This window comes from Gordonia aquimaris (assembly GCF_026262595.1).
Classification (GTDB): domain Bacteria; phylum Actinomycetota; class Actinomycetes; order Mycobacteriales; family Mycobacteriaceae; genus Gordonia; species Gordonia tangerina.
In genome coordinates, this window is sequence record NZ_JAPKFM010000014.1 from 73,126 (window position 1) to 97,034 (window position 23,909).

Below are 23,909 nucleotides of genomic sequence, written 5' to 3' on the forward strand. Positions count from 1 at the left end.
ATCACAGTGGAGACATGACATCAACGAATCCCAACGGAACCACCAACAGCGGCATGACCTTCTGGAAGGTCCTCGGCGTCATCGCAGTGGTGCTACTCGCGCTCGCGATGGTGGGCCCACTGCTCAAGGGCCTGTTCTGGATCGCACTGCTCGGACTGGCGATCTACGGCGCATTCGCGTTGTACAAGGCGCGCTCGCGAAAGAACACCAACGGACCTGCGTCCTTCTGACCGATCGATAGCCTGGACGCATGACCACCATCGAGGTCACCATCGGCGATATCACCACCCAACGCGTCGACGCGATCGTCAACGCGGCGAACTCGTCGCTGCTCGGTGGCGGAGGTGTCGATGGAGCGATCCACCGCGCGGGCGGCCCGGCGATCCTGGCCGAATGCCGATTGCTGCGGGAGACGTCGCTGCCGTCCGGGCTCGAATCCGGCGCGGCCGTCGCGACCACCGGGGGCGACCTTCCGGCGCAATGGGTCATCCATACCGTCGGTCCGGTCTACGCCCCCGGCGAAGACCGGTCGTCTGTCCTCCGTTCCTGCTACACCCGAAGCCTTCGGTTGGCGCACGCCCTCGGCGCGGCATCGGTGGCATTTCCGCTGATCTCGGGCGGTGCCTATGGCTGGCCGGTCGACGATGCCGTCCAGCAGCAGGTTCGCGCTGTCAAAGGTGCGGATTCGACTGTCGAATCCGTTACGCTCGTGGCGTTTTCAAGCCGGATCGCCGACATCACACGCCGCATCCTCGCCTGAACCCCACATCGGGCGTCGCCCGACTATCCTCTGTGCGTGGCCGACTCAACGGGACCTGACTCAGCCGAATGCGGCGCGACCGTTCGCTGCGCGCACGGTGCATGCCTGAGGTGCGGATCGGCCGATGACCACTGACACCGGCAATGCCCCCGGTGCGGTCGGGGACGGCGCCGTGTTCGGGTCAGGTGAATGCCCCGCTCATGTCGAGTCACTTTCCGCACGTGCTCGTGATGACGCGGACACGCCGCCGGTGGAGCCGACCGTCCTGCGACCCCCTCGATTCGCCTACAGCTCGGCCGAGTGGCATCGCGCGGGTCGTCGGCAGTCGCAGTCGACCGACATCCCGATTCTGGATCGACTCGCACAGATGTCGGTGAGCGCAAGTCGCGTCACCGACGCCGACACCATTCCCGGCGAAATCCTGGTAGACGTCGACGACGACACCTGGAGCAGCGTGCTGGCGCCCGGCTATCTGCGGTTGTACCTCGGCCATGGCCACGACGGCACCATCGCGATCGTGTTGACCCGCTTCGTCATCGATCACGCCGTAGCTGTGTCCGAGCTCATGGATCACGCGTTTGTCGAGGCTCGTTCATTGCCCGAGTGGGACGAGAGCGAAGCCACGCGTACTCAGCCGGGTTTCCGCACCGAGGGATCGTCGGTCCAGTCGGGAACCTACGTCGGTGATGACGAGACCTGGTTCTGTGCCATCCGGTATGCCGCCTACCGTCGCGGAAACGTCGCATATCTGCTGCACGCCACCGGAACCGCCCCGGCGCGCGAGGGTGCTGCGTTCCGCCGATCGATTACCGCCGCCGTCAGTTCGGTCCGATTCGACGACTGATCGGGACAGCCGCCCGATTCGCCGATGGTCGGCACACCAGCAGTTCAACACCGACAGGGGAGGACATGGTCCGACGCAGCGACCGAGTGGACGATCTCGAGCAGGTCTTGGCCGCCGACGCGGTCTTCGCCGACGACCCGGACGATCAGGGCTGGCTGACCGCTCGCGCCGCCGATCAGCAGATCTATGTGCGGATGGGCGATTTCCCCGATGAGGATCTCTGGTCACTCTGGCTCGGAGATGGGCGATGGATGGACTTCACGGTCGCACCGGCGCGTTGGACGCTCCGGATACCGGGACGTCGGCGCCCGACCGGAACGCGCCCACGACTCCCGAAAAACGAGTTCCACGAATGACCCTGGGCTCGCAGCTGCCCGGTGTACCGCCGATCCGGGATACGCTGTCCACCGAAACTGCCAGCACACGGGGTGGGCCATGCCGACGGCGATCGCGACCATCAGCCTCAAGGGAGGTGTCGGCAAGACGACGCTGACTGCCGGTGTGGCCGAATTCCTGGCCGGCGAGTTCGGGCAGCGTGTTCTGCTGGTGGATCTCGACGCGCAGACGAACCTCACCACCATGATGATCGGACAGGACCGGTGGCTGCAATGCAACAAGCGGGGACACACACTGGCGACGCTGTTCGCGGACGCACTCGACGACACCAGGCGTTTCGATCTCGACACGACGCTTCAGCGCGATGTGTCACCCGTCGAGTCGGTGCGGGGTGTGGACCTGTTGCCGGCCTCCCTCGACTTCATCGAGTTGCAGGAGGAACTGAGTGCACGCCGTGTGGCCGCCGACGACCACGCCGCGCTGATCGACGTGCTGCGTCGCGCGGTTGCCGCGATCGCCGACAATTACGACTTCATCCTCATCGACTGCCCGCCGAATGTCGGTCCGTTCAGTCTCAACGGTCTCTCGCTGGCCGATGCCTATGTGATTCCGACGATCCCGGACGTGTTGTCGACGTACGCGATCGGTCATGTTCAGCGTCAGGTCGCCGACTTCGGAAGGGAAATCGGCCGTGAGATCACCGAATTGGGTGTGGTGGTGACCAAGTTCCGCGCTGCGGCGACACTTCACCAGGACACGGTCTTACGGCTCCGTCGGGACCCGTCGATACAGAACGTACTGCCCGCGTACCTCCACGAGGCCAACGTGATCGGTGCCGCAGCGGAGTACCGGCCGTACGTGAACCTGCGCGCCAAGTACGGCCATCACGGGCACTTCGAGCAGTTCCGGGGCGTGACACAGGCACTGATGATCGAAGCGGCCGCGAAGGTCTCGTCCACCGCGTAGCGTCGAGTCGGGTGTGCGACCGAACGCGGTCTGGTCCAGCTGCCGCCGCGTACCGACCAGGTGGAGGAATGATGCTCGGACTCGGAATCATCGGATGGATCATCGTGGGCGGCCTTGCCGGGTGGATCGCCAGCATGATCATGAAGACCAACGCTCAGATGGGCATTCTGCTCAACATCGTGGTGGGCATCGTCGGTGGCCTGCTCGGAGGGTTCATCCTCGCCCTGTTCGGCGTCGATGTGGAGGGCGGCGGACTGATCTTCAGTTTCGTGACCTGTCTCGCCGGGGCCTGCCTGCTGCTGTGGATTGTCGGCCTCGTGCGTGGTCGATCGAAGGTGTGACCACCCTGCGGCCAGTGACCGCCCCGCGGCCGGTGGCCGCTGGTGTACAGGCGGTGCGCGAGGCAGGCCTCCATGACCGAGATGGGTTGGGGGATCATCTCGGTGAGTTCGAATGAGTTGAGACGCTGCGGCGGCGCCTGTGCTGGTGGTGGGTGGATGCGGGCGCGTGCTTGTTCGAGGGTCGGGTTCGCTGTTGCGTCGCCACCACACGCGGCCGGCGTCGGGGCCGTCGGTGTAGACCCCGGCGGTGAACTGGCCCGGGTTTTTGCCGACCATCCGGTTGTGGGGGCCACAGGCGGGGGCGAGGTCGACGATGTCGGTGTTGCCGCCGTCGGCGAAGTCACGCACGGCGTGATGCATCTCCGCGTGGGCGGCGGGCTGATCGCAGTCGGGTGCTGAGCACACGTGCCCGTCGGGGCGGGCGAAAGACACCAACCGTTGCGCGCGGGTGGCGAGTCGGGGTCGTCGGGATTGTTGAGGCCGGGTGTGGCCCATACCGCCCACAGCGTTTCGATCAGGGCGCGGGTTTCCGGGTCGAGGTGACCGGTTAGTTTCGACATCTGCTGGGCGTCTTGCCGGTTGACCCACACGTTACGACGTCGTTTACGGTCACTGCCGTCGGACAACTCGCCGTCGGGGTCGAGGTTGTCGAGTAGCCGCTGCCCGAGTTCACCGATCTCGGCGGGCGTGTGCTCACAGGCCAACCCGGCCAGGGTGGCCTCGGCGGCCACCTTCTTGTCATGCGGCAACCGATCCACCACCGCATCCAGCTCGGCGAGCAGACCCGGCACCTCCGACAACGACCCCGCCGACACCGACCCAGAAGGTACCGAATCAGGGGGTACCGAATCATGGGGCACCGAATCAGGCGGCGCAGAGTCGGTGGGCGCAGACTTGGTGGGCGCGGCATCGGTTGCATCACACTCATGAAACTCGGCCATACTCACCCCCGACTGACCGTTCCGAACGTATGTTCGAGAATGCCGCAACCAGTCGAACCCGCAACCCTTCGTCGCGTCCGGTCGGTACGTTGGTGGGGTAGGGACCGCAACGAGAGGAGTGTTCATGACACGCGTCGCGATCATCGGGGGTCACGGCAAGATCGCTCTGCGCTTGGCGAAGATCCTGTCCGACCGGGGCGATGAAGTGACCTCGCTGATCCGCAACCCGGCCCATCGCGACGATGTGGAGGCCGCCGGTGCCACGCCGGTCGTTGCCGATGTGGAGAATCTCGATGTCGCCGGGATCGCTTCGGTACTCACCGACCAGGACGCGGTGGTCTTCTCCGCCGGCGCGGGCGGTGGCGACCCGAACCGGACCTACGCCGTCGACCGCGATGCCGCGATCCGCTCGATGGACGCCGCTGCCACCGCGGGCGCGAACCGCTATGTAATGGTGTCCTATTTCGGAGCCGGGCCCGACCATGGTGTGCCGGAGGACAATTCGTTCTATCCCTACGCGGAGGCGAAAGCTGCCGCCGACGAACATCTGACGGCATCCGATCTGCAGTGGACCGTTCTCGGACCCAGCCGGCTCACCGACCAACCCGGTACCGGCCGGATCACGGTCGGCGGGGACCGGGTGGCCGGCGACGAGGTGAGCCGTGACAACGTCGCGCAGGTCGCCGCGGCCGTACTCGCCGTCCCCGCGACGGTGGGTAAGCGCATCGAGTTCAACGACGGCGACACCCCCATCGCAGACGCGGTGTCGTGAGATCTCACCGGTCATCGCCGACAATCGGACCATGACCGATACACACGCCACGTCGTTCCTGTCCGATGTCGTGGCGATCGTCGGGGACGCGCATGTGTTGACCGACACCGATGCGATGGCCGGCCATCTGACCGATTGGACCGGACGTTGGACCGGGACGGCGGACGCGGTGATCCGCCCGCGTACCACCGATGAGGTGGCTGCGGTGGTCTCTGCGTGTGCCGCCCACGGCGTGGCCATCTGCGTGCAGGGTGGCAACACCGGGCTGGTCGGCGGGTCGGTGCCGCCTACCGAGCCCGCGTCCCGGGGCCTGCTGGTGGTGATGAGCACTGCCCGTATGACCGACATTGATGAGGTCGACACCCGCGGTCGCTGCGTCGGTGTCCAGGCGGGTGCGACGATCGATCAGATCGACTCCCGCGCCGCAGAGCACGGCCTACGCTTCCCGGTGGATCTGGCGTCGCGAGAGTCGGCCACCGCGGGTGGGGTGGTCGGGACCAACGCCGGCGGGGTGCGGATGATCCGGCACGGCAACACCCGTCGCCAGGTACTCGGCATCGAGGCCGTACGCGCCGACGGTCAGGTGTTGCGCAGGTGGACATCGCTCGTCAAGGACAACGTCGGCTACGACATCCCCGGATTGCTAGCCGGGAGCGAGGGCACCCTCGCCATCGTGACCCGGGTCCTTTTCCGGCTGGTGGCCCCGCCTGCCTCGACGATCGTGACGGTGGCCGCGGTGCGCCACGTAGAGGATTCGTTCGCCCTCATCGACACCATGACCGAGCGAGGACTGACCGTCGAGGCGGCCGAGATCATGACCGATGCGGGGATTGAACTGGTGCATCAGCACGGCGTGCGCCGGCCGGTGGCCGCGCACGCGCCCTTCTACACCCTGGTGGAAGTGTCGGGCACCGGTGATGTGGAGGCCGCGGTGATCGACGTTCTCGACGATGCTGACGTCGTCGACGCCGTGCTCGAACCCGGCCCGGCCCGCGATCTCTGGGCGGCGCGTGAGCGGCACACCGAGACGATCTCGCGGTCGTCCACCACGCCGGTGGTGAAACTCGATGTGTCCGTGCCGATTCGGGCGCTTCCGGAGGCGCTTGCCGAACTGGCCGCCGTGGCCGACCTCGTCGAGCACCCGTGCCGGTCGATCCTGTTCGGGCATGTCGGGGACGGCAACATCCACGTCAACCTGCTCGATGTGCCCGAACACAACGCCGAGGAACTGACGGGGCGAGTCTTCGGGATCGTCGCCGCCAACGGCGGCAGCATCAGCGCCGAGCACGGTATCGGCCGGGCAAAGGTGGCGTGGACGCACCTGGGGCGTAGTGACGTCGATCTCGCCACGATGCGTGCGATCAAGGGTGCCTGGGACCCCGACGGCCGGTTGAACCCGGGCGTGCTGTTCGGCTGACGCGCGCGAACGACCGAATCCTGAGACGATTCATCTCGTGACGACCGACGATGGGGCGCGCGAGGACCTGGTGGAGCTGGCCCGACGCTGTGGCGTCGCCGATCGGTATGTGGGCTGGGATCAACTCGACCATCACGTGAGTTCGGATACGATCGTGGCGGTGCTCGCCTCGCTGGGCGTGGCCGCCGATGGCTCCGAGGAGATCGCCGCGGCCCACGCGCACCTCGACGATGCGCCGTGGCGAGAGATGTTGCCGCCGGTGACGGTGGCCGTCGAAGGCGCCCGGACCCGGTTCATCGCCCATGTGCCGCACTGGGATCCGCTTCATGTCTGGATCGTCACCGAGGACGGACGCACCGAGCAGCCCGCACAGGTCGACGAGTGGGTCGAACCGCGCGAGGTCGACGGGGTACTCATCGGTCGGGCGACCTTCGAGGTCCCCGCGAATATCGAACCGGGCTATCACCGGGTGCATGCCCTCGATCCGGCCACCGAACAGACCGTGGATCGGCCGCTGATCGTGACGCCTCGGCGGCTGTCGACCGCTGATGGCCTGCTAGACGGTCGGCGTTGGGGCGTGGCCGTCCAGCTGTATTCGGTCCGCTCGTCGAGGTCGTGGGGAGTCGGCGATTTCGCCGACCTCGCGGGCATCTGCGAGGCCGCGGCCAGTAGTCATGGGGCAGATTTCGTCCAGGTCAACCCGCTGCACGCGGCGCAACCGACCGCACCCATCGAACAGTCCCCGTACCTGCCGGTGACCCGGCGGTTCGTCAATCCCCTCTACATCCGGGTCGGCGACATCCCCGAGGTCGCGAGACTGGACAAACGGGCACGTAAACACCTCAAGACGCTGGAGCGAGCCTTTTTCGACGAGAACCTCGCCACCGACAAGATCAAGCGCAACAAATCGTTCCGGGCCAAGATGAGCGCGTTGGAGATGATCCACGACCAGCCGCGATCAGACGAGCGGGACTTTGCCTACCGATCGTTTCGGCGGCGTGAGGGCAAGGGGCTGCGCCGCTTCGCCACCTGGTGTGCGCTGGCCGAGCATTTCGGCTCCGACAGCCCCAAGTGGACGACGCGCTTGCGGGACAAGGACTTCGTCAAGCGTAAGCGCCGAGAGCTGGCCGACCGCGTCGACTTCTACATGTGGCTGCAATGGATCTGCGATCAGCAACTCGCCGATGCACAGCATGCCGCTCTGTCGGCGGGCATGCGGATCGGGATCATCGCCGACCTCGCGGTCGGGGTGGCTCGGCACAGTGCCGATGTGTGGATGCTCGGCGATGTGCTCGCCCGTGGCGCGACTGTCGGGGCGCCGCCCGACGGTTTCAATCAGCAGGGACAGAACTGGGACCAGCCTCCGTGGGACCCGCGCCGCCTGGCCGAGGCCGGATACGAGCCGTATCGCGACATGCTGCGTACGGTCCTGCGGCATGCGGGCGGTCTGCGGGTCGACCACATCCTGGGGTTGTTCCGGCTCTGGTGGATTCCCGACGGCAAGAGCCCGGCAGCGGGCACCTATGTCCATTACGACCACGACGCGCTGATCGGCATACTGGCGTTGGAGGCCGAACGGGCTGGTGCCGTGGTGATCGGTGAAGACCTCGGAGTCTTCGAACCGTATGTGCAGCAGGCGCTCACCGAGCGCGGAATACTGGGTACCTCGATCTTGTGGTTCGAACACGGTGCCGATGCGCCGGTGCCGCCGGAGGAGTACCGGCAATTGTGCCTGACGTCGGTGACGACTCACGACCTGCCACCCACGGTGGGCTACCTCGCCGGTGACCACATCGAATTGCGTTCTCGGTTGGGGTTGCTGGAGACCGGTGAGGCGGCCGAACGCGCACGTGACGAACGTGACCGCGACGCCGTACTGAATCTGGCCCGATCCCGTGGACTGCTACCGCCCGACGCCGCACCGACCGGGCAGGAGACGGTTGAAGCGCTGTACCGACTCATCGCGCAGACGCCGTCTGTGCTGTTGAGTGTGGCGCTGGTCGATGCGGTGGGGGAGCGTCGGATTCAGAACCAGCCCGGCACCGATTCGTCGCAGTACCCGAACTGGTGCATCCCGCTCGCCGACGAGAACGGCCAGGTGGTTCTCGTCGAGGATCTGGCCAGCAATGCGCGCTTCGCGAGTCTGGTCGACGCACTGACGGAGCAGGGCGTCGGGTCACATTGAGTGGTCACCCCGGGAGGCGGTGTGCCGCGGCCCGGGGCCGTGATCGGAGCGCACCGCCACCAGGGTCAATACCAGAGCGATGAGGGCGAGAACACCGACCGCGATGTTGAATGCGATCCCGGAGGTGCGCAGCCCCCAGTGGGCCGCGGCGAAACCCTCACCGACGATCGGGATCGAGATCGCCACATAGGCGACCACGAAATAGGTCGAGGTGACTTCGGCGCGCCGGTCGGATGGGCTGGCCGCGACGACCGCGGCCAACCCCTTGCTGAAGGAGAGTCCCTGACCGATTCCGCTGATGATCGCGCCGAGGAACAGGATGGCCAACGATGGGACCAGCAGCCCGCTCACCAGCACGGCCATTCCGACGACCAGGACTGCGCATCCGACGATCAGGGACCGCTCCGTAAGCTGTGAACGCCCGACGATCTGGGTCAACGCCGAGGTCAAGAACAGCACCGCCACCAGGATGCCGGCGATCGCGTGCGAGTCGATGCCGAGTATCTGCGACACGAACGACGGGGTCACACCTGTAAAGGTGCCCATCACCGCGAACCCGGCAAAGGCCGCGATGGCCGCACGCACGAAGACGCCTCGGACCTCGGCGGGAACCGACAGCCGCTGCAAACCCAGGCGCGTCCCGGCGCGGACATCAACCGATTCCGTCAGGAACCAGATCCCGACGAGGACCGGTGCCAGCAGCACCAGATCGAGCGCAAATGGAAGGCGGAGCGGGGCGGGTGCGAATTGAGCGAGGAGTCCGGCGATCAGCGGCCCCAACCCCAGACCCCCGATATTGGCGGCGGTGGCGATGGCGGGTGCCCGGCCCTGCCAGCCCCGGGGTGCCAGTTCGATGATGGCCGCGGTTGCGGCGCCGGCGTAGATTCCCGCCGACAAACCGGACAGCACCCTGCCGATCATCAACTGCCACACGGGTCCTGCGGTGAGGAACACCACGGCGCTGGCTGCCGAGAGCAGTGCGCCGGCGAGTAGCAGTGGCCGTCGTCCCACCGCATCGGACCAGCGACCGAACACGATCAGTGCGGCGATCACGCCGGCGGCGTAGATCGCGAAGATCACCGTGGTGGTGACCACGCCGAAGCCGAGCTCGGCCGCGTAGATGGCATAGAGCGGGGTGGGCAGGGTGGTGCCGAGCATGACGACGGCGAAGGCGAGTGCGGCCGCGGCGAACGAACGCCCACGTGACCGTTCTCGTCGTTGCGCTGGGGCCGTCTGTGTGTGGCTGCTCCCGGTCTGCGGCATGACTGTGCCAGCGTCGGATGTCGCGGCCGTATTCCCGCGCAGCTTCGGTGTCCACTTCGGTGTCGGTGTCGGTGTCGGTGTCGGCCGCGGCGATCGTCAGGCTGCGCCCGACGCGTCGGCCTCGTCGGGGTATGCCGCGACCATCAGCGACGCCACTGCCGACAGCACCTCCGACCACGCCGCGGTCATCTCCACGGTCCAATGCGGGTCGCCGACTTCGGACATGGTGGCGATCATGCACTCGGCGACCGCGCCGTACATCGGTTCGGTCACGCCCAACTCGGCGTGACGGCGGCCCAGCGTGCCCAGTGTCGACGAGAGCCACGCGGAATCCTCGAGATGATCGACCACCGCGATGATGGCCGTGCGCAACATCGCGGCTTGCGGACGCACGCCCCGACTGAACATGGGTTGTACCTCGGGATATCGCTCGAAGAGCACCTCATAGAACCGGACGGTGAGGCCGTCGTCGGGTAGGTCCACCAGCGCCAGACTGCGCTCGAGAAGAATTTTGTCCATGCGACGATCGTGGTGAACCGCTGTTACCTGGCAATTACCGCGACGGCACAACGGGTCGCCGCACCGGTAACACCAACCTCACAGCCGCTCGGATCACCGACGTCGCCGACGGGTCTGGTCACGTCGCGTCTCGTCGATTAGTGTTTCGGGGAGTAACACTCACATCGGTCAGCACGATCGACGATTCGGCCCGGGGGCGGAAGCGATGACAGAGACGGCACGACCCGACCACGATGTGGTGATCGTCGGGGCGGGCTTCGGCGGGTTGGGTGCCGCAATCGAGTTCAAGAGCCTGGGTTTCGAGAACATCGCCATCCTCGAGCGCGAGCAGGATCTCGGTGGCACCTGGCACGTCAACCACTATCCCGGCCTGGCCGTCGACATCGCCTCGGTCACCTACTCGTACTCGTTCGAACCGAACCCGTATTGGTCGCGGCTGTTCGCGCCGGGAGTCGAACTCAAGCGTTACGCCCATCACGTCGCCGACAGCTACGACCTGAAGCGACACATGCAGTTCGACACCACGGTGACGCGGGCGGAATGGGATGAGCGCGAGCGACTCTGGCGGGTCGCCACGGCCGACGGTGCGACGCGAACGTGCCGCTATCTGGTCACTGCCACGGGGTTCCTCTCCCAACCGCACACGCCTGACTTTCCGGGTCTCGACACGTTCGGCGGAAAGATCATCCACACCACTGCCTGGGAGGATGGCCACGACTTCACCGGTGAGCGGGCGGTGATCGTGGGCACCGGCGCCACCGCGGTCCAGCTGATACCCGAGATCGCCCGCCAGGCAGAAACTCTCACCGTGTTCCAGCGGACGCCGATCTGGGTGGTGCCGAAAGTCGATTTCGGAATCCCGGCGCCTGTCCAGAAGATCTTCGCCCGGGTGCCGATTACCCAGCGCCTGGCCCGGATGGTGAACACCGCCGCACTCGAGGCCCTGATGGTGTTCGGGGTCCTGCACTTCAAGCAGGCCAGAATCGGCAACCGGGGAGCAGAGCTGTTGGCGCGCGCGCACCTGCGCGCCCAGGTGCGCGACCGGAGTACCCGAGCGGCACTGACTCCGACGTACGACTTCGGCTGCAAACGGCCGACGTTCTCCAACAGCTACCTGCGCGCCTTCAACGATCCGCATGTCTCTCTGCAGACGAGCTCCATCGACCGGGTGGAACCGGGAGCGATCATCACCACCGATGGCGACCGCACCGAGGTCGACGTTCTGGTCCTGGCCACCGGTTTCGATCTCTGGGGAACCAACTTTCCGGCGTTCGACATCGTCGGGCGGGATGGACGCGATCTCGGCACCTGGTGGCGAGAGAACCGGTTTCAGGCGTACGAGGGTATCGCCATGCCGAGTTTCCCCAACCTGCTCTCGCTGAACAGTCCGTACTCCTACAGCGGGTTGTCGTACTTCACGACGATCGAAGGGCAGATGACCCACATCCGTCGGCTGTTCGGTGAGTTGCGGCAGCGGCAGGCCACGACCTTCGAAGTGACCGAGGAGGCCAACGCGGAATTCCTGGCCCGGGTCACCGAGAAGTTGCAGTCCTCGGTGTTCTACAACGGCGACTGTTCGTCGGCCCGAAGCTATTACTTCAACCAGCACGGTGAGGCGGCGTTGTTGCGGCCGAGTTCCACTCTGTCCACGCGGCGCGAGATGGACGGGTTCCCGCTCGACGACTATCGGTACCGCTGACCCACCGTCACCGGGCTGGGTCGGGGACATGCTGCCGACGCCCCCATCACCGCAGCAATGCCGCCATATCCTGGAATCATGCGTGCCTGGGAAGTGAGCGCTCCGGCGCCGATCGAGCACCACCCGCTGCGGTTGGTGCGCAAAGATGTGCCCGTGGTGGGTGACGACGAACTGCTCGTTCGTGTCCTCGCATGCGGCGTGTGCCGCACCGATCTGCATGTGGCCGAAGGGGATCTCCCACTCCATCGAGACCGGGTGACCCCTGGGCACGAGGTAGTGGGGGAGGTGGCAGCGCTGGGTGCGCGGGTCACCGAGTTCGCCGTCGGTGACCGCGTCGGGGTGGCGTGGCTGCACCGAACCGATGGCACCTGCGACTACTGTCGGCGTGGCGACGAGAATCTCTGTCCGGCATCGTCCTACACCGGGTGGGACCATGATGGCGGCTATGCCGACTTCACCACCGTGCCTGCGCCGTTCGCGTATCGCCTGCCCGCCGACCTGGACACCGTCGCCGCGGCCCCGCTGCTCTGCGCCGGCATCATCGGCTATCGTGCGCTCAAGCGGACGAGCCGGCCCGACCTGGGTGCCGAGTTCGGCTTCGAGATCCCGCACCGATTGGGCCTCTACGGCTTCGGTGGCAGTGCACACCTCTGTGCGCAGGTCGCGATCGCCCTGGGCGCCAGGGTGCATGTGATGACCCGCGGCGAACAGTCACGCGAGTTGGCGCGACGCCTGGGGGCGACGTCGGTGGGCGCCACCGACGCTGCCCCGCCGGAGCCACTGGACGCCGCCATCACATTCGCTCCGGTGGGTGAGCTGGTGCCGGTGGCGATGCGCGCCCTCGATCGCGGTGGCGTCCTGGCCATTGCGGGCATTCACCTGAGTGATGTTCCGCCGCTGAACTATCAGCGAGAGCTTTTCTACGAAAGAGAGATCCGCTCGGTCACCGCGAACACCAGGGCCGACGGCGAGGAGTTCCTGACACTTGCCGCACGCCATGGCGTGCACGCGACCACCCACCCCTATCCGCTGTCGGGGGCTGATGAGGCGCTCGCCGACCTGAAAGCGGGACGCTTCGACGGTGCCGCGGTCCTCGTGCCCGACTGACCGCGGGCCGCTCAGACCGGTTCCAACAGTTCCGGCCCGTTGTTGGCAACCCGGTTCACCAGCGGGGCCACCTCGCGGACGTCGATCGCGTCGGCGATCGCCTCGCTCGGCGGTGCGAACAGTTCGGCGGGGGCGGTGTGGTCCGGGTCGAGCCACGGATCCCAATTCTCGAAGGGCATGATCAGCGGCATGCGGTCGTGAATATCGCGCAGGTGTCCGACGGCGTCGGTCGTGAGGATGGAACAACTCAGTAACGGTGGTGTGTCCCGTGCGGCGTCCTTCGGGCGCCACACCGACCACAGACCGGCCATGAATAGTCGGGTCCCATCGTGGGGGGACATGAAGAACGGCACCTTGGTGGGTTTGCCCTTCGCATCGGCGGGGCCCTTCTTCCACTCATACCAACCGTCCATCGGGACCAGACACCGCTTGGACTTCACCGAGGAGCGGAACGAACTCTTCTCCGCCGCGCTCTCCGCGCGAGCGTTGAACAGCAGCGGGCCTTTGCCGACCTCCCTGGCCCATGGCGGCACCAGGCCCCAGCGCATCGCGCGGATGCGCAGCGCCGGGTCGTCGTCGGCATCGTCGGGTGCGTGACGCCGCACCACGGTCATCACCGTGGTGGTGGGTGCGACGTTGTAGTTCGGGCCGGGGGACCGTCCGGACGTGCCTCGTTCGGCCGACACTGGCTCATTGTTCGCGGACCCGTCCTTCGCCGATTTGTCATCAGCCGATTCGTCGCCCGCCGGGTCGAGGGGAACGGGCACCTCGTTGATCGCATCGATCTCCGCGGCGAGCTTCGCCGGGTCGGTGGTCACCGCATATCGTCCGCACATGGTCTCCATGCTGGCACGAACCCCCGACACGGACCCATGACACGATTCCACTGACACTCACACCGCGACCCCTCACACGGCGATCACTCACACCGCGATGTCGGCGGTCACGGCATTCGTCGCCGCGAAGAGGTCGCCGGGAGCGAGTCCGATCTCCATACCCCGCCGACCGGCACTGCAGTACACCGTCGACCAGTCGAGCGCGGATCTGTCCACGACCGTGGGCAGCGCCGTGCGCTGGCCGAGCGGTGACACCCCGCCGAAGACGTAGCCGGTCGAGCGGGTGACCGCCTTCTCGGCGGCCATCGCCGCCTTGGATGTGCCCTTGGTGACATCGCCCAACGCCGCGGCGGCTGCTTTCAGCGACAGTCGGCGCGGTACCGGCACCACTGCGACCGCCAGGTGACCGCCGAGATCGATCACCAAGGTCTTGAAGACCTGATCCGGACTTATCCCGAGGGCATCGGCGAGCGCAGCGACCGCCTCGGCGCCGTACGCGTCGCTGTTCTTGTCGTGGGTGTAGCGGTGCACGCTGTAGGCGATACCTGCGCGTTCGAGTGCCGTCACCGCCGGTGTTGCGGCCATCATCTCGCTCCGTTCTGCTGGCTGTGCTGCCGATCCGTACATCGCATGGAACATTTGCCGTGCACACACTGTTGACGCATGTGTCGACGACGCGGGCAACCGGCGGTGGCCGCTCGTCAACCGAACATTCCCGACTCACACGGAAGGTCGAACAGCCATATGAGTAGCACTGGTCTGGTCGAACCCACCAGCGCGGTTCACGAGTCAGCATCCCAGGTGGGCGTCGCGCCCGGCGCGGCATCGGTAAGCTGGTCCGACAGTGGGATCTCCAACGGGATCGTGGCCCCGGACACCCGATGGGTGCTGCGGGCACCGACCTCGATCCCAGCGAACGCCGTCACCGAAGGGATCGTAGTGACCGAACCCGAGTCGCAGGACCAGGCGCCCGCCGATGCGGCCGATGCGGACTCGAAGCGCACATCCGGAGTCGGGTCGCAGGCGCCGCGCCGAGCCGATCCGGGCGAGTCGCCCGAGGCGTTGACGGAGCGTTTCGAGCGTGACGCGTTGCCGTTGCTCGACCAGATGTACGGCGCAGCACTGCGGATGACCCGTAATCCGGCCGATGCCGAAGACCTGGTTCAGGAGACCTACGTCAAGGCCTTCTCGGCCTTCTCGTCCTTCCGGGAGGGCACCAACCTCAAGGCGTGGCTTTATCGGATCCTGACCAACACCTACATCAACGGATATCGCAAGAAGCAGCGTCAACCGGCGCAGTATCCCACTGACGAGATCACCGATTGGCAGTTGGCGGCGACGGCCGAACACTCGTCGACCGGACTTCGCTCAGCGGAGATCGAGGCGCTCGAAGCCCTACCCGACGACGACATCAAGGCCGCGCTGCAGGAACTCCCGGAGGACTTCCGGATGGCGGTGTACTACGCCGACGTGGAAGGTCTGCCTTACAAGGAGATCGCGGAGATCATGGACACGCCGATCGGAACCGTCATGTCCCGGCTGCATCGTGGCCGGCGCCAGTTGCGCGATCTACTCGCCGACGTCGCCCGTGAGCGCGGCTTCAACCGCGCCGCACGCAACTCCGAGAGCGGGGTGAAGAGATGAGCGGCACACAGCGAAGTGATGATCAGGGTGGCGACATGGATCCTGAGTTCGTCGAACTCGACTGCTCCGCGGTGATCGCGGATGTCTGGTTGCTCCTCGACGACGAGTGCGATGCCGATGCACGGTCACGTCTGCAGGAGCATCTCGACACCTGCCCATCGTGTTTTGCCCATTACGGCATCGAGCAGCAGATGAAGACTCTGATCAACCGGAAGTGCGGCGGCGATCACGCACCCGAAGGGCTGCGTGAGCGGTTGCGTGTCGAGATCCGTCGGACCGTGATCGTGCGGGAGTCGGGTACCGACTGACCCGGTTGGGTGACGTCACCACGGGCTGGTGACGTCCGCACCTCACCTGCCCCGCGGCGGTCGACAGAACCCGGAAAAACGCCGAGAGCATCCACCCTTGTGCAGAGAGGCGACTCTCTGTTCCAAAGGTGGATGCTCTCGGCGTTTTTTCGGGTTCTCTCGACGCGTACCGCGTCAGACCACACCCTCAAGCTCGCTACCCGAGTCGAAACTCAGGAGTTGGGACGCTTGCCGTGGTTGGCAGCGTTCTTCTTACGAGCGCGCTTCTTGCGTCCGCGCTTGCCCATGACGGACCTCCTTCGTACTGTGTGCGGGTCTGATTGTCCCACGTGTGGCATGCGTGATCACAATCGCCTGTCGTCGCGCCGCCGTGTGCGTCGGCTAGGTTATGACCATGGCTGAAGACGTCGTGGCGGAGATCGTCGCCAGCGTGCTGGAAGTACGGGCGAGCGCCGGGCAGCAGGTCGAGGTGGGCGACACCCTGGTGCTCCTCGAGTCGATGAAGATGGAGATCCCGGTCCTGGCGGAGGAACCGGGCACCTTGGCCGATGTCAAGGTCGTGGTCGGCGATGTGATCCAGGCCGGCGACATCATCGCCGTCTACGAATGAACGGTGCGGGCAGGCGATTGCGTTCGCCGGACCGCTCGGCTGAGTAGCCCCAGCTATGTCGACGCTGGCAGATCTTCTGGCAGAACACACGCAGCTGTCCGACGCCGCGGCAGCCCACCTGCAGCGTCTGGTCGCGGAATGGCAGTTACTGGCCGATCTGTCGTTCGCGGACCTGCTGATGTCGGTGCGGACCGAGAACGGCGACATGGTGACGGTGGCACAATGTCGCCCGAACACCGCGTCGACCGTCTTTCCGAGCGATGAGGTCGGTTCGGTGGCCGACCGCGCGATGAATTCGCAACTGGACCGGGCATTCTTCGCCGACCGGGTGTTGCGTGACGAGGACCCGGAGTGGTTCGGTTCGGTGGCGATTCGTCGCGAAGCGGTTCCGGTGGGGTTTCCCGGCGCCGACGGAGCGATCGCGGTTCTCACGCGCGCGGTGGATCTGACCCATCCACGGTTGCCGTCACCTCTCGAGCTGGCCTATCAGGACTCGGCGAACGATCTGTGTCAGATGGTCGCCGATGGGACCTTTCCGCATCAAGAGGGCAATCCGCGCGGTCTGTCCACACCCCGCGCGGGTGACGGATTCGTCCGGGTCGACGAGCACGGGATGGTCGTCTATGCCAGCCCCAATGCGTTGTCTGCGTTCCACCGGATGGGGTGGAGTGCGGAACTGACGCACACCCGGCTGTCGGAGGTGACGTCGGCGTTGTTGACCGATCGGTTCGAATCCGAGGACGTGGCCACCATGATCGATGCGGCAGCGGGGGTCACCGCGCCGCCGGTGACGCCGTACCGCGACGTCGGGATGCGGATGGAGGCCGATGCCAGTCGGGCGACCGTGCTCATCCGTGCGGTACCGCTGCATCCGCGGGCCGTCGATACCGGCGCGGTGGTGTTGATCCGCGACGTCACCGAGGTCAAACGACGTGACCTCGCGTTGATCAGCAAGGATGCGACGATCCGCGAGATCCACCATCGGGTCAAGAACAATTTGCAATCGGTGTCGGCGCTGTTGCGTCTGCAGGCACGGCGCACCTCCAACCCGGAGGCGCGCGGCGCGCTGACCGAGGCGGTACGCAGGGTGGCGTCTATCGCCCTCGTGCACGAATTGCTCTCCGGCAGTGTCGACGAGGAGGTTGATCTCGACGAGGTCGTCGATCGGTTGGTGCCGATCCTGGTCGATGTCGCCTCCAGGGATGCCAGAGTGCAAGTGCGGCATCGTGATCGACTCGGTGTGCTCTCGGCGGAGCTCGCGATGCCGCTGGTGATGGTGCTCACAGAACTGATCCAGAACGCGATCGAGCACGGCTTCGATGATGGCGCCGCCGACAGCGAGATCGAGATCGTGGCCCACCGAGATGTCCGAACACTCCGTATCGCCATACGTGACAATGGTTTCGGGCTACCCGCTCATTTCGACATGAGCACCTCGGATCGACTCGGCCTGCAGATCGTGCAGACCATGGTGTCGATCGAACTCGGTGGCACCCTGGCCATGGGAGCGAATCCCGCGGGCCGGGGCGCCGAGGTGAGTGTGACGATCCCGTTGCGCTGAAAGCGAACCTGCTGATGGCCGAGATCGTATGTCCCACAGACGAAGAGACCCGGCCGGGGCCGGGTCTCTTCGATGTCGCCGTGGCGACTGGAGGCTGTGGCCCCTGTCAGACGCTGCTCCGCGTCCGCGTCCGCGCGGTGCGCCGTTTAAGCGCGCGCCGCTCGTCCTCGCTCATTCCTCCCCAGACGCCTGCGTCCTGCCCGGACTCCAGGGCCCACGAGAGGCATTCGGCCGTGACGGGGCACCGGGCGCAGACGAGCTTCGCATCAGCGATCTGTGCGATGGCCGGTCCGCTGGTCCCCACCGGGAAGAACAGCTCCGGATCTTCGTCGCGACAGATTGCTTTGTGACGCCAGTCCATTCCTTCTCCTTCAGGTGCTTGACGCACCACTCGACAACTACCAATGTCTGGTTTGTTGTGGCTGTAACCGCTAGTTCACGCGGACCCACCAAATGTTTCCGCACTGTTGCTTGTGAATACTTTCACGAATCCAGGCGAAGTCAATGGTGTTCCGTTAACACGTGTGCAATATCACTGTTCGGTGACCCTCCCCGAGGGGGGTGGCTGCACTTGGTTGCGCACCGATGTACTACTCTACTCGGGTTTGTGGCTGCTTTGGTGTGATTTTCGCTGGTCGCCGAAAGAAATCCCTGGTGGTCTTCGAGCCATAGTCGGTAGTCTGTGAGGCATGCCACGACGACGACGTTGATCCTCATCACACCGACCGCGCTCCCGGCGACGGGCTGAGGGCGCCGACCGGCTGAGCGTGGCCGCCTCGGTCGCGGCACTGGCCGAGGACGCGATCCCGCTCTACCCACTGTATGCGGTCATGTTCGCCGACCCCGACGTCGTCGGGGCCGGACTCTCACCCGCGTCGATCTCCGTGCTGTTCATCATCTGGTCGGCGTGCTCCTTTCTCTTCGAGATCCCGACCGGGCTACTTGCCGACCGTGTCTCGCGTCGCCCGCTGCTCGTCGTGGGTCCGCTGGTGACCGGGGCAGGCTTTGCGCTGTGGACCTGGTGGCCGTCGTTCGGGGCGTTCGCTGCGGGCTTCGTGTTGTGGTCGGCGGGCTCGGCGCTGCGCTCCGGCACGACGCAAGCGCTGCTCTACGACACCCTGGCCGCCCGAGGGCACGCCGTGCGCTATGCGGCGCTGGCCGGCCGACTGCGCGCATTCGGTGCCTGCGGTGTGCTGGTGGGCACGGTGTCGGCGGTGCCGTTGGCGGCGTGGGGCGGATACCAGGCGGCCGGCGCGGCGAGCGTCGCGGCGTGCGTGGTCTGCGCGGTCGCGTCGTGGGCACTGCCCGAAGAGCGGGCACCCGTCGGTGACGTGGACGATCTCGCGCGAGGCGACGGCGACGGAGCCGACCGGGAAACGGATGCCGAACACGGCGTCACGTGGACCGTCTCGGTGACGGCCATCCGCATGCTGCGCACCGACCGGGCGCTGGGCGGGCTGTTTCTGCTGGTGATCGCGCTCACCTGGGTATCAGCACTCGACGAGTATCTGCCGCTGCTCGCCGACGAGATGTGGCATGGGGGCCGGTGGGGATGGCCCCCTTCCATCGGGGTCCCCGTTGCGATGATCGTGGTTGCCGTCGGGGACATCGTCGGTGGCTGGGCGGCACAGCGGACCCGAATCGAGCGGCTCACCGCGCGGGGCACGGCGCCGTGGCTGCTCTTGGGCGCAGCGGCACTGGCAGTCGGCTCGTGGTGGACCTATCCGGCCGGAATCGTGTTGGTTGCGGGTGCCTTCGCGATCTTCGGCTGGGCGTTCGTGATGGCCGAGGCGATGATGCAGCGGCGGGTTCGGTCCGAAGTAAGGGCCACCACCTCGTCGGTGGTCGGCGTGGGGGAGGAGGTGATCGCCGTGGTGGCGTTCGGTGCCTGGGCGCTGGGATCGGGCTGGTGGCCCCCATCGGTGTTGTTCGCCGTCGCGGCGGTGCCCTATGCCGTGCTGGGTGTGCTGCTGGGCATCGGAGTGGGGGCCACCACGGCGAGAGCGTCGGCGCGATACCCGAAATCGACCGCATGATGGGCGCCGATGTAGTCGCCGTCCATCTGGACGTCGATGGGTTCCTCGGCGCGGAACCGCACCCAGGCGACGTCGTCGTCGCGATGCAGATGGCGCGCTTTCGGCGTGCGATGGCTGAGCAGCCGGGCGGCCAGCGGGATATTGCGGGCGACGCCTGTCGACGTGGCCGCGAACACCCCGAGTCGCGTGTCGAAGCCGGTCGTCGGATTGGTGCGGATCTCGAAGTCGCCCAGGTAGGTCCACGGACTCGTGTTCGACACGAACGCGAACCGGACGCCGTCGATCGGGTCGAGGCCGGGCAATTCGACGGTGAACGACGAACGGTCCATCGCATTGCGCAGGAAGGACGCGACAGTCGTCCACAGGTAGCGCATCGGCGTGGCCGCCTTGCCGGCATGCCGCTTGTCCTCCATCGCATGCACGACGACGGCATCCATTCCCATACCGGTGTTGAACAGGAACCACCGATCGCGGGTGTGTCCCAGGCCGATGCGCCGGCACCCGCCGGCCTCTAGCAGTCCACTGAGCTGAGCGGTCGCCGCGAGTGGATCGGGTTCGATACCCAGGGTGCGCGCGAAGACGTTGGCACTGCCGCCCGGGATGACGCCGAGCGCCGGCAGCCGGCGGTCGGGATCTGGCATGGTGCTCGGCGGCCCCAGGATGCCGTTGACCGCTTCGTTGACCGAGCCATCGCCACCGTGGACGAGCACCACGTCGAATCCTTCGTCGACCGCACGGGCGGCCAGCTCGTGGGCGTGACCACGATGGGTGGTGTGTTCGACGTCGAGGGCGAACCGTGAACTCAGCGTGTGCGCCAGAGCGTCGCGGCCGGCCGGGGTGGTCGCGGTGGCGAAGGGATTGACGATGAGCATCATGCGCACGAGATCCCACGATATGGGGTCCGGGCGTGTGCCGTGCACCCGCCCATCTCCGTCGTCGCTCGCCACCCATAGTCTGGAGTGGTGAGCAGCAAGCAGGGCGCCGGTCGCGCAACAGGTGGTGACGGGCAGTCGGGGGCCGATTCCGCGGTGGCGCAGCGACCGCCGACCACCGTGCGGGCGGCCGGTGCGGTGACCGCGCTGGAGGGCGCCGTCGCCGTCGTCGTCGCGATTGTTCTCGCCATCCGCGAGGCGGCGGGCCATCGGGAGGCGTTCATCAGCGGCTACGGCACCGCGGCATGGTTCGGCATCATCGGCGGCGGAGTGTTGATCGGCGGCATCGCCCTGCTGACAGGTCGCCGATGGGGACGGGCGATTTCGGTGGTCGCCCAGATCCTGCTACTGCCGGTTGCCTATGCGCTGCTGACCGACAGCGGGCAGCCGTGGTTCGGTATCCCGCTGGCCATCGCGGCGCTGGCCGTGCTGGTGCTGATCTTCAGTCCGGCATCCACGCGATGGCTGGTCGGCGAGTACACCACCGACGACACCCCCGAGTCGGGAGCCGACTCGCGACGACGACGCTGACCCGGGCGGTACCGATCACGGCCGGTTCGACTCGGGCCGGTCGGTAACGCGGGTTACCCCAGACGGGTGGAAAGATCGGCCGTACAGTTGAGGCCATGACCCGCATGCTGGCCATCGCGAATCAGAAGGGTGGGGTCGCCAAGACCACCACTGTCGCGTCATTGGGCGCGGCGCTGGCCGACCTTGACGTGTCGGTACTCGTCGTGGATCTCGATCCCCAAGGCTGTCTTACCTTCTCACTCGGGCACGACCCCGACCAGCTGGAATCGTCGGTGCACGACGTGTTGTTGGGCGAGGAGGAGATCGCCGACGTGTTGCTCGACACCGACGACAACGTGACGCTGTTGCCGGCGACCATCGACCTGGCCGGCGCCGAGGCGTTGTTGTTGATGCGGCCGGGGCGGGAGTACGCCCTCAAACGCGCACTCGCCGAGGTCGCCGAGGACTACGACGTCATCCTGATCGACTGTCCACCGTCACTGGGTGTGCTCACCCTCAACGGGCTCACCGCCGCCGACGAGGTGGTGGTTCCGCTGCAGTGCGAGACGCTGGCCCACCGCGGCGTCGGGCAACTGTTGCGCACAGTCAACGAGGTGCAACAGATCACCAACCCGGCGTTGACGACCCTGGGCGCGGTGGCCACCCTCTATGACGCGCGCACCACCCACAGCCGTGACGTGCTCGGTGATGTCGCCGACCGCTACGACCTGCCGGTTCTGGACCCACCGATACCGCGTACGGTGCGGTTCGCCGAGGCGTCGGCGTCGGGCACGTCGGTGATGCGCGGCCGGAAGAACAAGGGCGCCAACGCTTATCGTGGACTGGCGGAGAATCTCTGGAAGCATTGGGAGGCCGGGACACCGGTTCAGACTTTCGACACCGCCTGACGTCTGAATCTGTATCTATGAGCGGCGCAGCACTCCTGCGTGACCAGCCGGGTGCGCAGCGCCGACGATGCTCCCGAGCGGGGTGTGTGACGACCCGGCATCGTACGGCCGGGATCAGGCAGGGGAGTAGGACGTGACGGTTGGCCCCCACTGTTCGATGACGTCGGCGCCCAGCACCCGCAGAGCCACCGGCTCGTCGCGGCGGCCGTCTCGCGGCAGGGTCATCGCGCGCAGTTCGCGGCCGGTGGCCCCGTCGCGGACGCTGACGCCGTCGGCGGTCGGCAGGAGCAGCTGGCCGGCCATGACCTCGCCCGTCCCGATGGTGCCGGGGATCTGGTAGATGGGCCGAAGATCGGAAGCGTCCAGCACCACGGTGGCCGTGCCGGTGTAGAAGGTGGTCAGGCCGCCGCCGGTGACGACGACTCCATCACCGGGGGGTGCTTGCACCCCGTTAACGGTGTTCGTGGCGGTGGGTGCTCCGTCCGAGGAGAACTGCCGGATCGTCGGCGTTCGATTGCCGTCAGGCGTCGGGGTGTCCGCGGCGGGAAGCGGCGGGTCGCCGCCGCCGTCGTAGACCGCGATGGTCGAACTGGTCATCGCGATCAGGATCGGCGGTGGGCCCGCTGAACCATCGGTGATTATCGATGAACCGTACTGCTGCACATCTTCATCGTCGTCGAGGACGGCACCGAGCACGGTCAACCGGTAGCCAGGGTCATCGGCGCAGCGCTCGATGACCGCGACGCGGCTACCACCGACCGCGGACGACAGCAACTGGCAGTCAGAGCGGCCCGGCTGCACATCCGGGTTCACCGGTGCATCCACCCGGCCGTACTCGATTCCGCGCACCAGATTCGACCCCCACGTCTCCAGACGTGTAGGGCCCTGGGAGACAACGTAACCGGAGTCCGACAGGAGTCGGACTCGATCGTCGGCGTCACTGCTGCGGCCGCCCGCACGCTGTCCCGAGGAAGCATCGAGTGCGGTGATCTCGCCACAACCGCGCGAGTTGCGGTAGGCGGCGAGCACCTTGTTGTTGCTCGCCGGCCACGCCGCGATCGCCGCGCACAAGTCCAGGTTCCGGGTGTAGCGCCACAGTTCGCGTCCGGTCCGCGGGTCGCGGCCCGCCACGGTGCCGCCGTCGGCGGTCACCACGGTCGAGTTCGCGACGGCCGGGATCCGGGTGGCCGGCGACTGCGCCCGCCACGAAGGTGTGAGGGCCGTGGGCACCTGCGCCGACGGCTCGACCTCGGGTACCGGCGCGACGGCTTGAACGCTCTCGGTCTGCCGGACCGGACTGTTCGCCCAGACGAGCACTCCGACGACGACGGTGACCACGATGATCGCCGCGGTGACCGCCAGGTCGACCGGGGTGCGACGCTCAGGTCGAATACGGGCCACGTGCCCTCCGGTC

27 protein-coding genes and 1 pseudogene are annotated in these 23,909 nt (G+C 66.5%); 18 read left to right on the top strand and 10 right to left on the bottom strand.

Annotated elements, in window-relative coordinates; all coding sequences use genetic code 11:
- Positions 1–14 precede the first annotated feature (14 nt).
- The 6 genes from OSB52_RS14180 to OSB52_RS14205 all read left to right on the top strand — a co-directional run bounded on the left by OSB52_RS14180 (position 15) and on the right by OSB52_RS14205 (position 3,247).
- Positions 15–230 (top strand): hypothetical protein, encoded by a 216-nt coding sequence (locus OSB52_RS14180; protein ID WP_235725057.1) that lies wholly within the window; start codon positions 15–17, stop codon positions 228–230.
- 20 nt (positions 231–250) lie between these two features.
- The gene (locus tag OSB52_RS14185; RefSeq protein WP_235725056.1) at positions 251–760 is read left to right on the top strand and encodes an O-acetyl-ADP-ribose deacetylase; all 510 of its coding nucleotides are present in this window, start codon (positions 251–253) and stop codon (positions 758–760) included.
- Positions 761–884: 124 nt separating this feature from the next.
- On the top strand, positions 885–1,604 hold the full coding sequence (locus tag OSB52_RS14190) for an LpqN/LpqT family lipoprotein (protein ID WP_266062328.1): 720 nt from the start codon (positions 885–887) through the stop codon (positions 1,602–1,604).
- Between the two features lie 65 nt (positions 1,605–1,669).
- The gene (locus tag OSB52_RS14195; RefSeq protein ID WP_235725054.1) at positions 1,670–1,960 is read left to right on the top strand and encodes a hypothetical protein; all 291 of its coding nucleotides are present in this window, start codon (positions 1,670–1,672) and stop codon (positions 1,958–1,960) included.
- A 79-nt stretch (positions 1,961–2,039) separates the two neighbouring features.
- Positions 2,040–2,906, top strand: a complete 867-nt coding sequence (locus OSB52_RS14200; protein WP_266062330.1) for a ParA family protein — start codon at positions 2,040–2,042, stop codon at positions 2,904–2,906.
- A 71-nt stretch (positions 2,907–2,977) separates the two neighbouring features.
- Positions 2,978–3,247 carry a GlsB/YeaQ/YmgE family stress response membrane protein gene (locus OSB52_RS14205; protein ID WP_235725124.1) on the top strand — a complete coding sequence of 90 codons (270 nt, stop codon included), beginning with the start codon at positions 2,978–2,980 and terminating at the stop codon, positions 3,245–3,247.
- 518 nt (positions 3,248–3,765) lie between these two features.
- Here the strand turns inward: OSB52_RS14205 and OSB52_RS25150 are convergent.
- Positions 3,766–4,332, bottom strand: a pseudogene (locus OSB52_RS25150) (DUF222 domain-containing protein); the annotation flags it as partial.
- Here OSB52_RS25150 and OSB52_RS14215 point away from each other — a divergent pair.
- Genes OSB52_RS14215 through malQ form a run of 3 tightly spaced genes read left to right on the top strand, consistent with a single transcriptional unit; the run spans position 4,313 to position 8,562 of the window.
- Positions 4,313–4,960 carry an SDR family oxidoreductase gene (locus OSB52_RS14215; protein ID WP_235724618.1) on the top strand — a complete coding sequence of 216 codons (648 nt, stop codon included), beginning with the start codon at positions 4,313–4,315 and terminating at the stop codon, positions 4,958–4,960. The pseudogene OSB52_RS25150 and the gene OSB52_RS14215 sit on opposite strands and share 20 nt — an antisense overlap.
- 31 nt (positions 4,961–4,991) lie before the next feature.
- A complete protein-coding gene (locus OSB52_RS14220) occupies positions 4,992–6,377 on the top strand; it encodes an FAD-binding oxidoreductase (protein WP_266062331.1) in 1,386 nt (461 codons plus the stop codon).
- Positions 6,378–6,414: 37 nt separating this feature from the next.
- Positions 6,415–8,562 carry a 4-alpha-glucanotransferase gene (malQ, locus tag OSB52_RS14225; protein WP_266062333.1) on the top strand — a complete coding sequence of 716 codons (2,148 nt, stop codon included), beginning with the start codon at positions 6,415–6,417 and terminating at the stop codon, positions 8,560–8,562.
- Here malQ and OSB52_RS14230 read toward each other — a convergent pair.
- Positions 8,554–9,825, bottom strand: coding sequence for an MFS transporter (locus OSB52_RS14230; protein ID WP_266062336.1), 1,272 nt, complete (start codon positions 9,823–9,825; stop codon positions 8,554–8,556). The two genes, malQ and OSB52_RS14230, sit on opposite strands and share 9 nt — an antisense overlap.
- Before the next feature lie 96 nt (positions 9,826–9,921).
- Positions 9,922–10,344 (bottom strand): globin domain-containing protein, encoded by a 423-nt coding sequence (locus OSB52_RS14235; RefSeq protein ID WP_266062337.1) that lies wholly within the window; start codon positions 10,342–10,344, stop codon positions 9,922–9,924.
- Positions 10,345–10,549: 205 nt separating this feature from the next.
- On the opposite strand from OSB52_RS14235, the gene OSB52_RS14240 reads away from it, so the two are divergent.
- Together OSB52_RS14240 and OSB52_RS14245 are read left to right on the top strand one after the other, a co-directional pair.
- The gene (locus OSB52_RS14240) at positions 10,550–12,043 is read left to right on the top strand and encodes a flavin-containing monooxygenase (protein ID WP_266062338.1); all 1,494 of its coding nucleotides are present in this window, start codon (positions 10,550–10,552) and stop codon (positions 12,041–12,043) included.
- A gap of 78 nt (positions 12,044–12,121) precedes the next feature.
- On the top strand, positions 12,122–13,150 hold the full coding sequence (locus OSB52_RS14245) for a zinc-binding alcohol dehydrogenase family protein (RefSeq protein ID WP_266062339.1): 1,029 nt from the start codon (positions 12,122–12,124) through the stop codon (positions 13,148–13,150).
- Between the two features lie 11 nt (positions 13,151–13,161).
- Here the strand turns inward: OSB52_RS14245 and OSB52_RS14250 are convergent, their stop codons facing one another.
- The 3 genes from OSB52_RS14250 to OSB52_RS14260 all read right to left on the bottom strand — a co-directional run bounded on the left by OSB52_RS14250 (position 13,162) and on the right by OSB52_RS14260 (position 14,912).
- Positions 13,162–13,986, bottom strand: a complete 825-nt coding sequence (locus OSB52_RS14250) for an SOS response-associated peptidase (RefSeq protein WP_235724630.1) — start codon at positions 13,984–13,986, stop codon at positions 13,162–13,164.
- Between the two features lie 87 nt (positions 13,987–14,073).
- On the bottom strand, positions 14,074–14,571 hold the full coding sequence (locus OSB52_RS14255) for an aminoacyl-tRNA deacylase (RefSeq protein WP_266062341.1): 498 nt from the start codon (positions 14,569–14,571) through the stop codon (positions 14,074–14,076).
- Positions 14,572–14,768: 197 nt separating this feature from the next.
- Positions 14,769–14,912: a hypothetical protein gene (locus OSB52_RS14260; protein ID WP_235724610.1), complete on the bottom strand. Its 144-nt coding sequence runs from the start codon at positions 14,910–14,912 to the stop codon at positions 14,769–14,771.
- A gap of 13 nt (positions 14,913–14,925) precedes the next feature.
- Here OSB52_RS14260 and OSB52_RS14265 point away from each other — a divergent pair, with 13 nt between their 5' ends.
- Together OSB52_RS14265 and rsrA are read left to right on the top strand one after the other, a co-directional pair.
- On the top strand, positions 14,926–15,630 hold the full coding sequence (locus tag OSB52_RS14265) for a sigma-70 family RNA polymerase sigma factor (protein ID WP_372512432.1): 705 nt from the start codon (positions 14,926–14,928) through the stop codon (positions 15,628–15,630).
- On the top strand, positions 15,627–15,938 hold the full coding sequence (gene rsrA / locus OSB52_RS14270; protein WP_266062344.1) for a mycothiol system anti-sigma-R factor: 312 nt from the start codon (positions 15,627–15,629) through the stop codon (positions 15,936–15,938). Before OSB52_RS14265 ends, rsrA begins: the two co-directional genes overlap by 4 nt.
- A gap of 212 nt (positions 15,939–16,150) precedes the next feature.
- On the opposite strand, the gene OSB52_RS25155 is transcribed toward rsrA, so the two are convergent.
- Entirely contained in the window at positions 16,151–16,225 is a 75-nt protein-coding gene (locus OSB52_RS25155) for a 50S ribosomal protein bL37 (RefSeq protein WP_370452957.1), read from the bottom strand.
- A gap of 107 nt (positions 16,226–16,332) precedes the next feature.
- Between OSB52_RS25155 and OSB52_RS14275 the strand changes: the two genes are divergently transcribed.
- Together OSB52_RS14275 and OSB52_RS14280 are read left to right on the top strand one after the other, a co-directional pair.
- Complete coding sequence (locus tag OSB52_RS14275; RefSeq protein ID WP_235724608.1) at positions 16,333–16,548, top strand: biotin/lipoyl-binding carrier protein; 216 nt, start codon at positions 16,333–16,335, stop codon at positions 16,546–16,548.
- A gap of 55 nt (positions 16,549–16,603) precedes the next feature.
- Positions 16,604–18,109: a sensor histidine kinase gene (locus OSB52_RS14280; RefSeq protein WP_235724607.1), complete on the top strand. Its 1,506-nt coding sequence runs from the start codon at positions 16,604–16,606 to the stop codon at positions 18,107–18,109.
- 106 nt (positions 18,110–18,215) lie between these two features.
- Here the strand turns inward: OSB52_RS14280 and OSB52_RS14285 are convergent, their stop codons facing one another.
- The gene (locus OSB52_RS14285; RefSeq protein WP_005170735.1) at positions 18,216–18,470 is read right to left on the bottom strand and encodes a WhiB family transcriptional regulator; all 255 of its coding nucleotides are present in this window, start codon (positions 18,468–18,470) and stop codon (positions 18,216–18,218) included.
- A gap of 406 nt (positions 18,471–18,876) precedes the next feature.
- On the opposite strand from OSB52_RS14285, the gene OSB52_RS14290 reads away from it, so the two are divergent.
- Positions 18,877–20,145 carry an MFS transporter gene (locus OSB52_RS14290; protein WP_266062349.1) on the top strand — a complete coding sequence of 423 codons (1,269 nt, stop codon included), beginning with the start codon at positions 18,877–18,879 and terminating at the stop codon, positions 20,143–20,145.
- Here OSB52_RS14290 and OSB52_RS14295 read toward each other — a convergent pair.
- A complete protein-coding gene (locus OSB52_RS14295; RefSeq protein ID WP_266062398.1) occupies positions 20,058–21,017 on the bottom strand; it encodes a diacylglycerol/lipid kinase family protein in 960 nt (319 codons plus the stop codon). The genes OSB52_RS14290 and OSB52_RS14295 overlap by 88 nt on opposite strands.
- Before the next feature lie 156 nt (positions 21,018–21,173).
- Between OSB52_RS14295 and OSB52_RS14300 the strand changes: the two genes are divergently transcribed.
- Together OSB52_RS14300 and OSB52_RS14305 are read left to right on the top strand one after the other, a co-directional pair.
- On the top strand, positions 21,174–21,608 hold the full coding sequence (locus OSB52_RS14300; protein WP_266062400.1) for a hypothetical protein: 435 nt from the start codon (positions 21,174–21,176) through the stop codon (positions 21,606–21,608).
- A gap of 95 nt (positions 21,609–21,703) precedes the next feature.
- On the top strand, positions 21,704–22,495 hold the full coding sequence (locus tag OSB52_RS14305; RefSeq protein ID WP_235724604.1) for a ParA family protein: 792 nt from the start codon (positions 21,704–21,706) through the stop codon (positions 22,493–22,495).
- Between the two features lie 114 nt (positions 22,496–22,609).
- Here the strand turns inward: OSB52_RS14305 and OSB52_RS14310 are convergent, their stop codons facing one another.
- The gene (locus OSB52_RS14310) at positions 22,610–23,896 is read right to left on the bottom strand and encodes an Rv3212 family protein (RefSeq protein ID WP_266062351.1); all 1,287 of its coding nucleotides are present in this window, start codon (positions 23,894–23,896) and stop codon (positions 22,610–22,612) included.
- Between the last annotated feature and the right edge of the window lie 13 nt (positions 23,897–23,909).

Excerpts from the sequence above, each read along its gene's own strand:
- OSB52_RS14180 (WP_235725057.1), top strand. The coding sequence starts at position 15 with ATGACATCAACGAATCCCAACGGAACCACCAACAGCGGCATGACCTTC.
- OSB52_RS14185 (WP_235725056.1), top strand. The coding sequence starts at position 251 with ATGACCACCATCGAGGTCACCATCGGCGATATCACCACCCAACGCGTC.
- OSB52_RS14190 (WP_266062328.1), top strand. The coding sequence starts at position 885 with ATGACCACTGACACCGGCAATGCCCCCGGTGCGGTCGGGGACGGCGCC.
- OSB52_RS14195 (WP_235725054.1), top strand. The coding sequence starts at position 1,670 with ATGGTCCGACGCAGCGACCGAGTGGACGATCTCGAGCAGGTCTTGGCC.
- OSB52_RS14200 (WP_266062330.1), top strand. The coding sequence starts at position 2,040 with ATGCCGACGGCGATCGCGACCATCAGCCTCAAGGGAGGTGTCGGCAAG.
- OSB52_RS14205 (WP_235725124.1), top strand. The coding sequence starts at position 2,978 with ATGCTCGGACTCGGAATCATCGGATGGATCATCGTGGGCGGCCTTGCC.
- OSB52_RS14215 (WP_235724618.1), top strand. The coding sequence starts at position 4,313 with ATGACACGCGTCGCGATCATCGGGGGTCACGGCAAGATCGCTCTGCGC.
- OSB52_RS14220 (WP_266062331.1), top strand. The coding sequence starts at position 4,992 with ATGACCGATACACACGCCACGTCGTTCCTGTCCGATGTCGTGGCGATC.
- OSB52_RS14230 (WP_266062336.1), bottom strand. The coding sequence starts at position 9,825 with ATGCCGCAGACCGGGAGCAGCCACACACAGACGGCCCCAGCGCAACGA.
- OSB52_RS14235 (WP_266062337.1), bottom strand. The coding sequence starts at position 10,344 with ATGGACAAAATTCTTCTCGAGCGCAGTCTGGCGCTGGTGGACCTACCC.
- OSB52_RS14240 (WP_266062338.1), top strand. The coding sequence starts at position 10,550 with ATGACAGAGACGGCACGACCCGACCACGATGTGGTGATCGTCGGGGCG.
- OSB52_RS14245 (WP_266062339.1), top strand. The coding sequence starts at position 12,122 with ATGCGTGCCTGGGAAGTGAGCGCTCCGGCGCCGATCGAGCACCACCCG.
- OSB52_RS14250 (WP_235724630.1), bottom strand. The coding sequence starts at position 13,986 with ATGTGCGGACGATATGCGGTGACCACCGACCCGGCGAAGCTCGCCGCG.
- OSB52_RS14255 (WP_266062341.1), bottom strand. The coding sequence starts at position 14,571 with ATGGCCGCAACACCGGCGGTGACGGCACTCGAACGCGCAGGTATCGCC.
- rsrA (WP_266062344.1), top strand. The coding sequence starts at position 15,627 with ATGAGCGGCACACAGCGAAGTGATGATCAGGGTGGCGACATGGATCCT.
- OSB52_RS14275 (WP_235724608.1), top strand. The coding sequence starts at position 16,333 with ATGGCTGAAGACGTCGTGGCGGAGATCGTCGCCAGCGTGCTGGAAGTA.
- OSB52_RS14280 (WP_235724607.1), top strand. The coding sequence starts at position 16,604 with ATGTCGACGCTGGCAGATCTTCTGGCAGAACACACGCAGCTGTCCGAC.
- OSB52_RS14285 (WP_005170735.1), bottom strand. The coding sequence starts at position 18,470 with ATGGACTGGCGTCACAAAGCAATCTGTCGCGACGAAGATCCGGAGCTG.
- OSB52_RS14295 (WP_266062398.1), bottom strand. The coding sequence starts at position 21,017 with ATGCTCATCGTCAATCCCTTCGCCACCGCGACCACCCCGGCCGGCCGC.
- OSB52_RS14305 (WP_235724604.1), top strand. The coding sequence starts at position 21,704 with ATGACCCGCATGCTGGCCATCGCGAATCAGAAGGGTGGGGTCGCCAAG.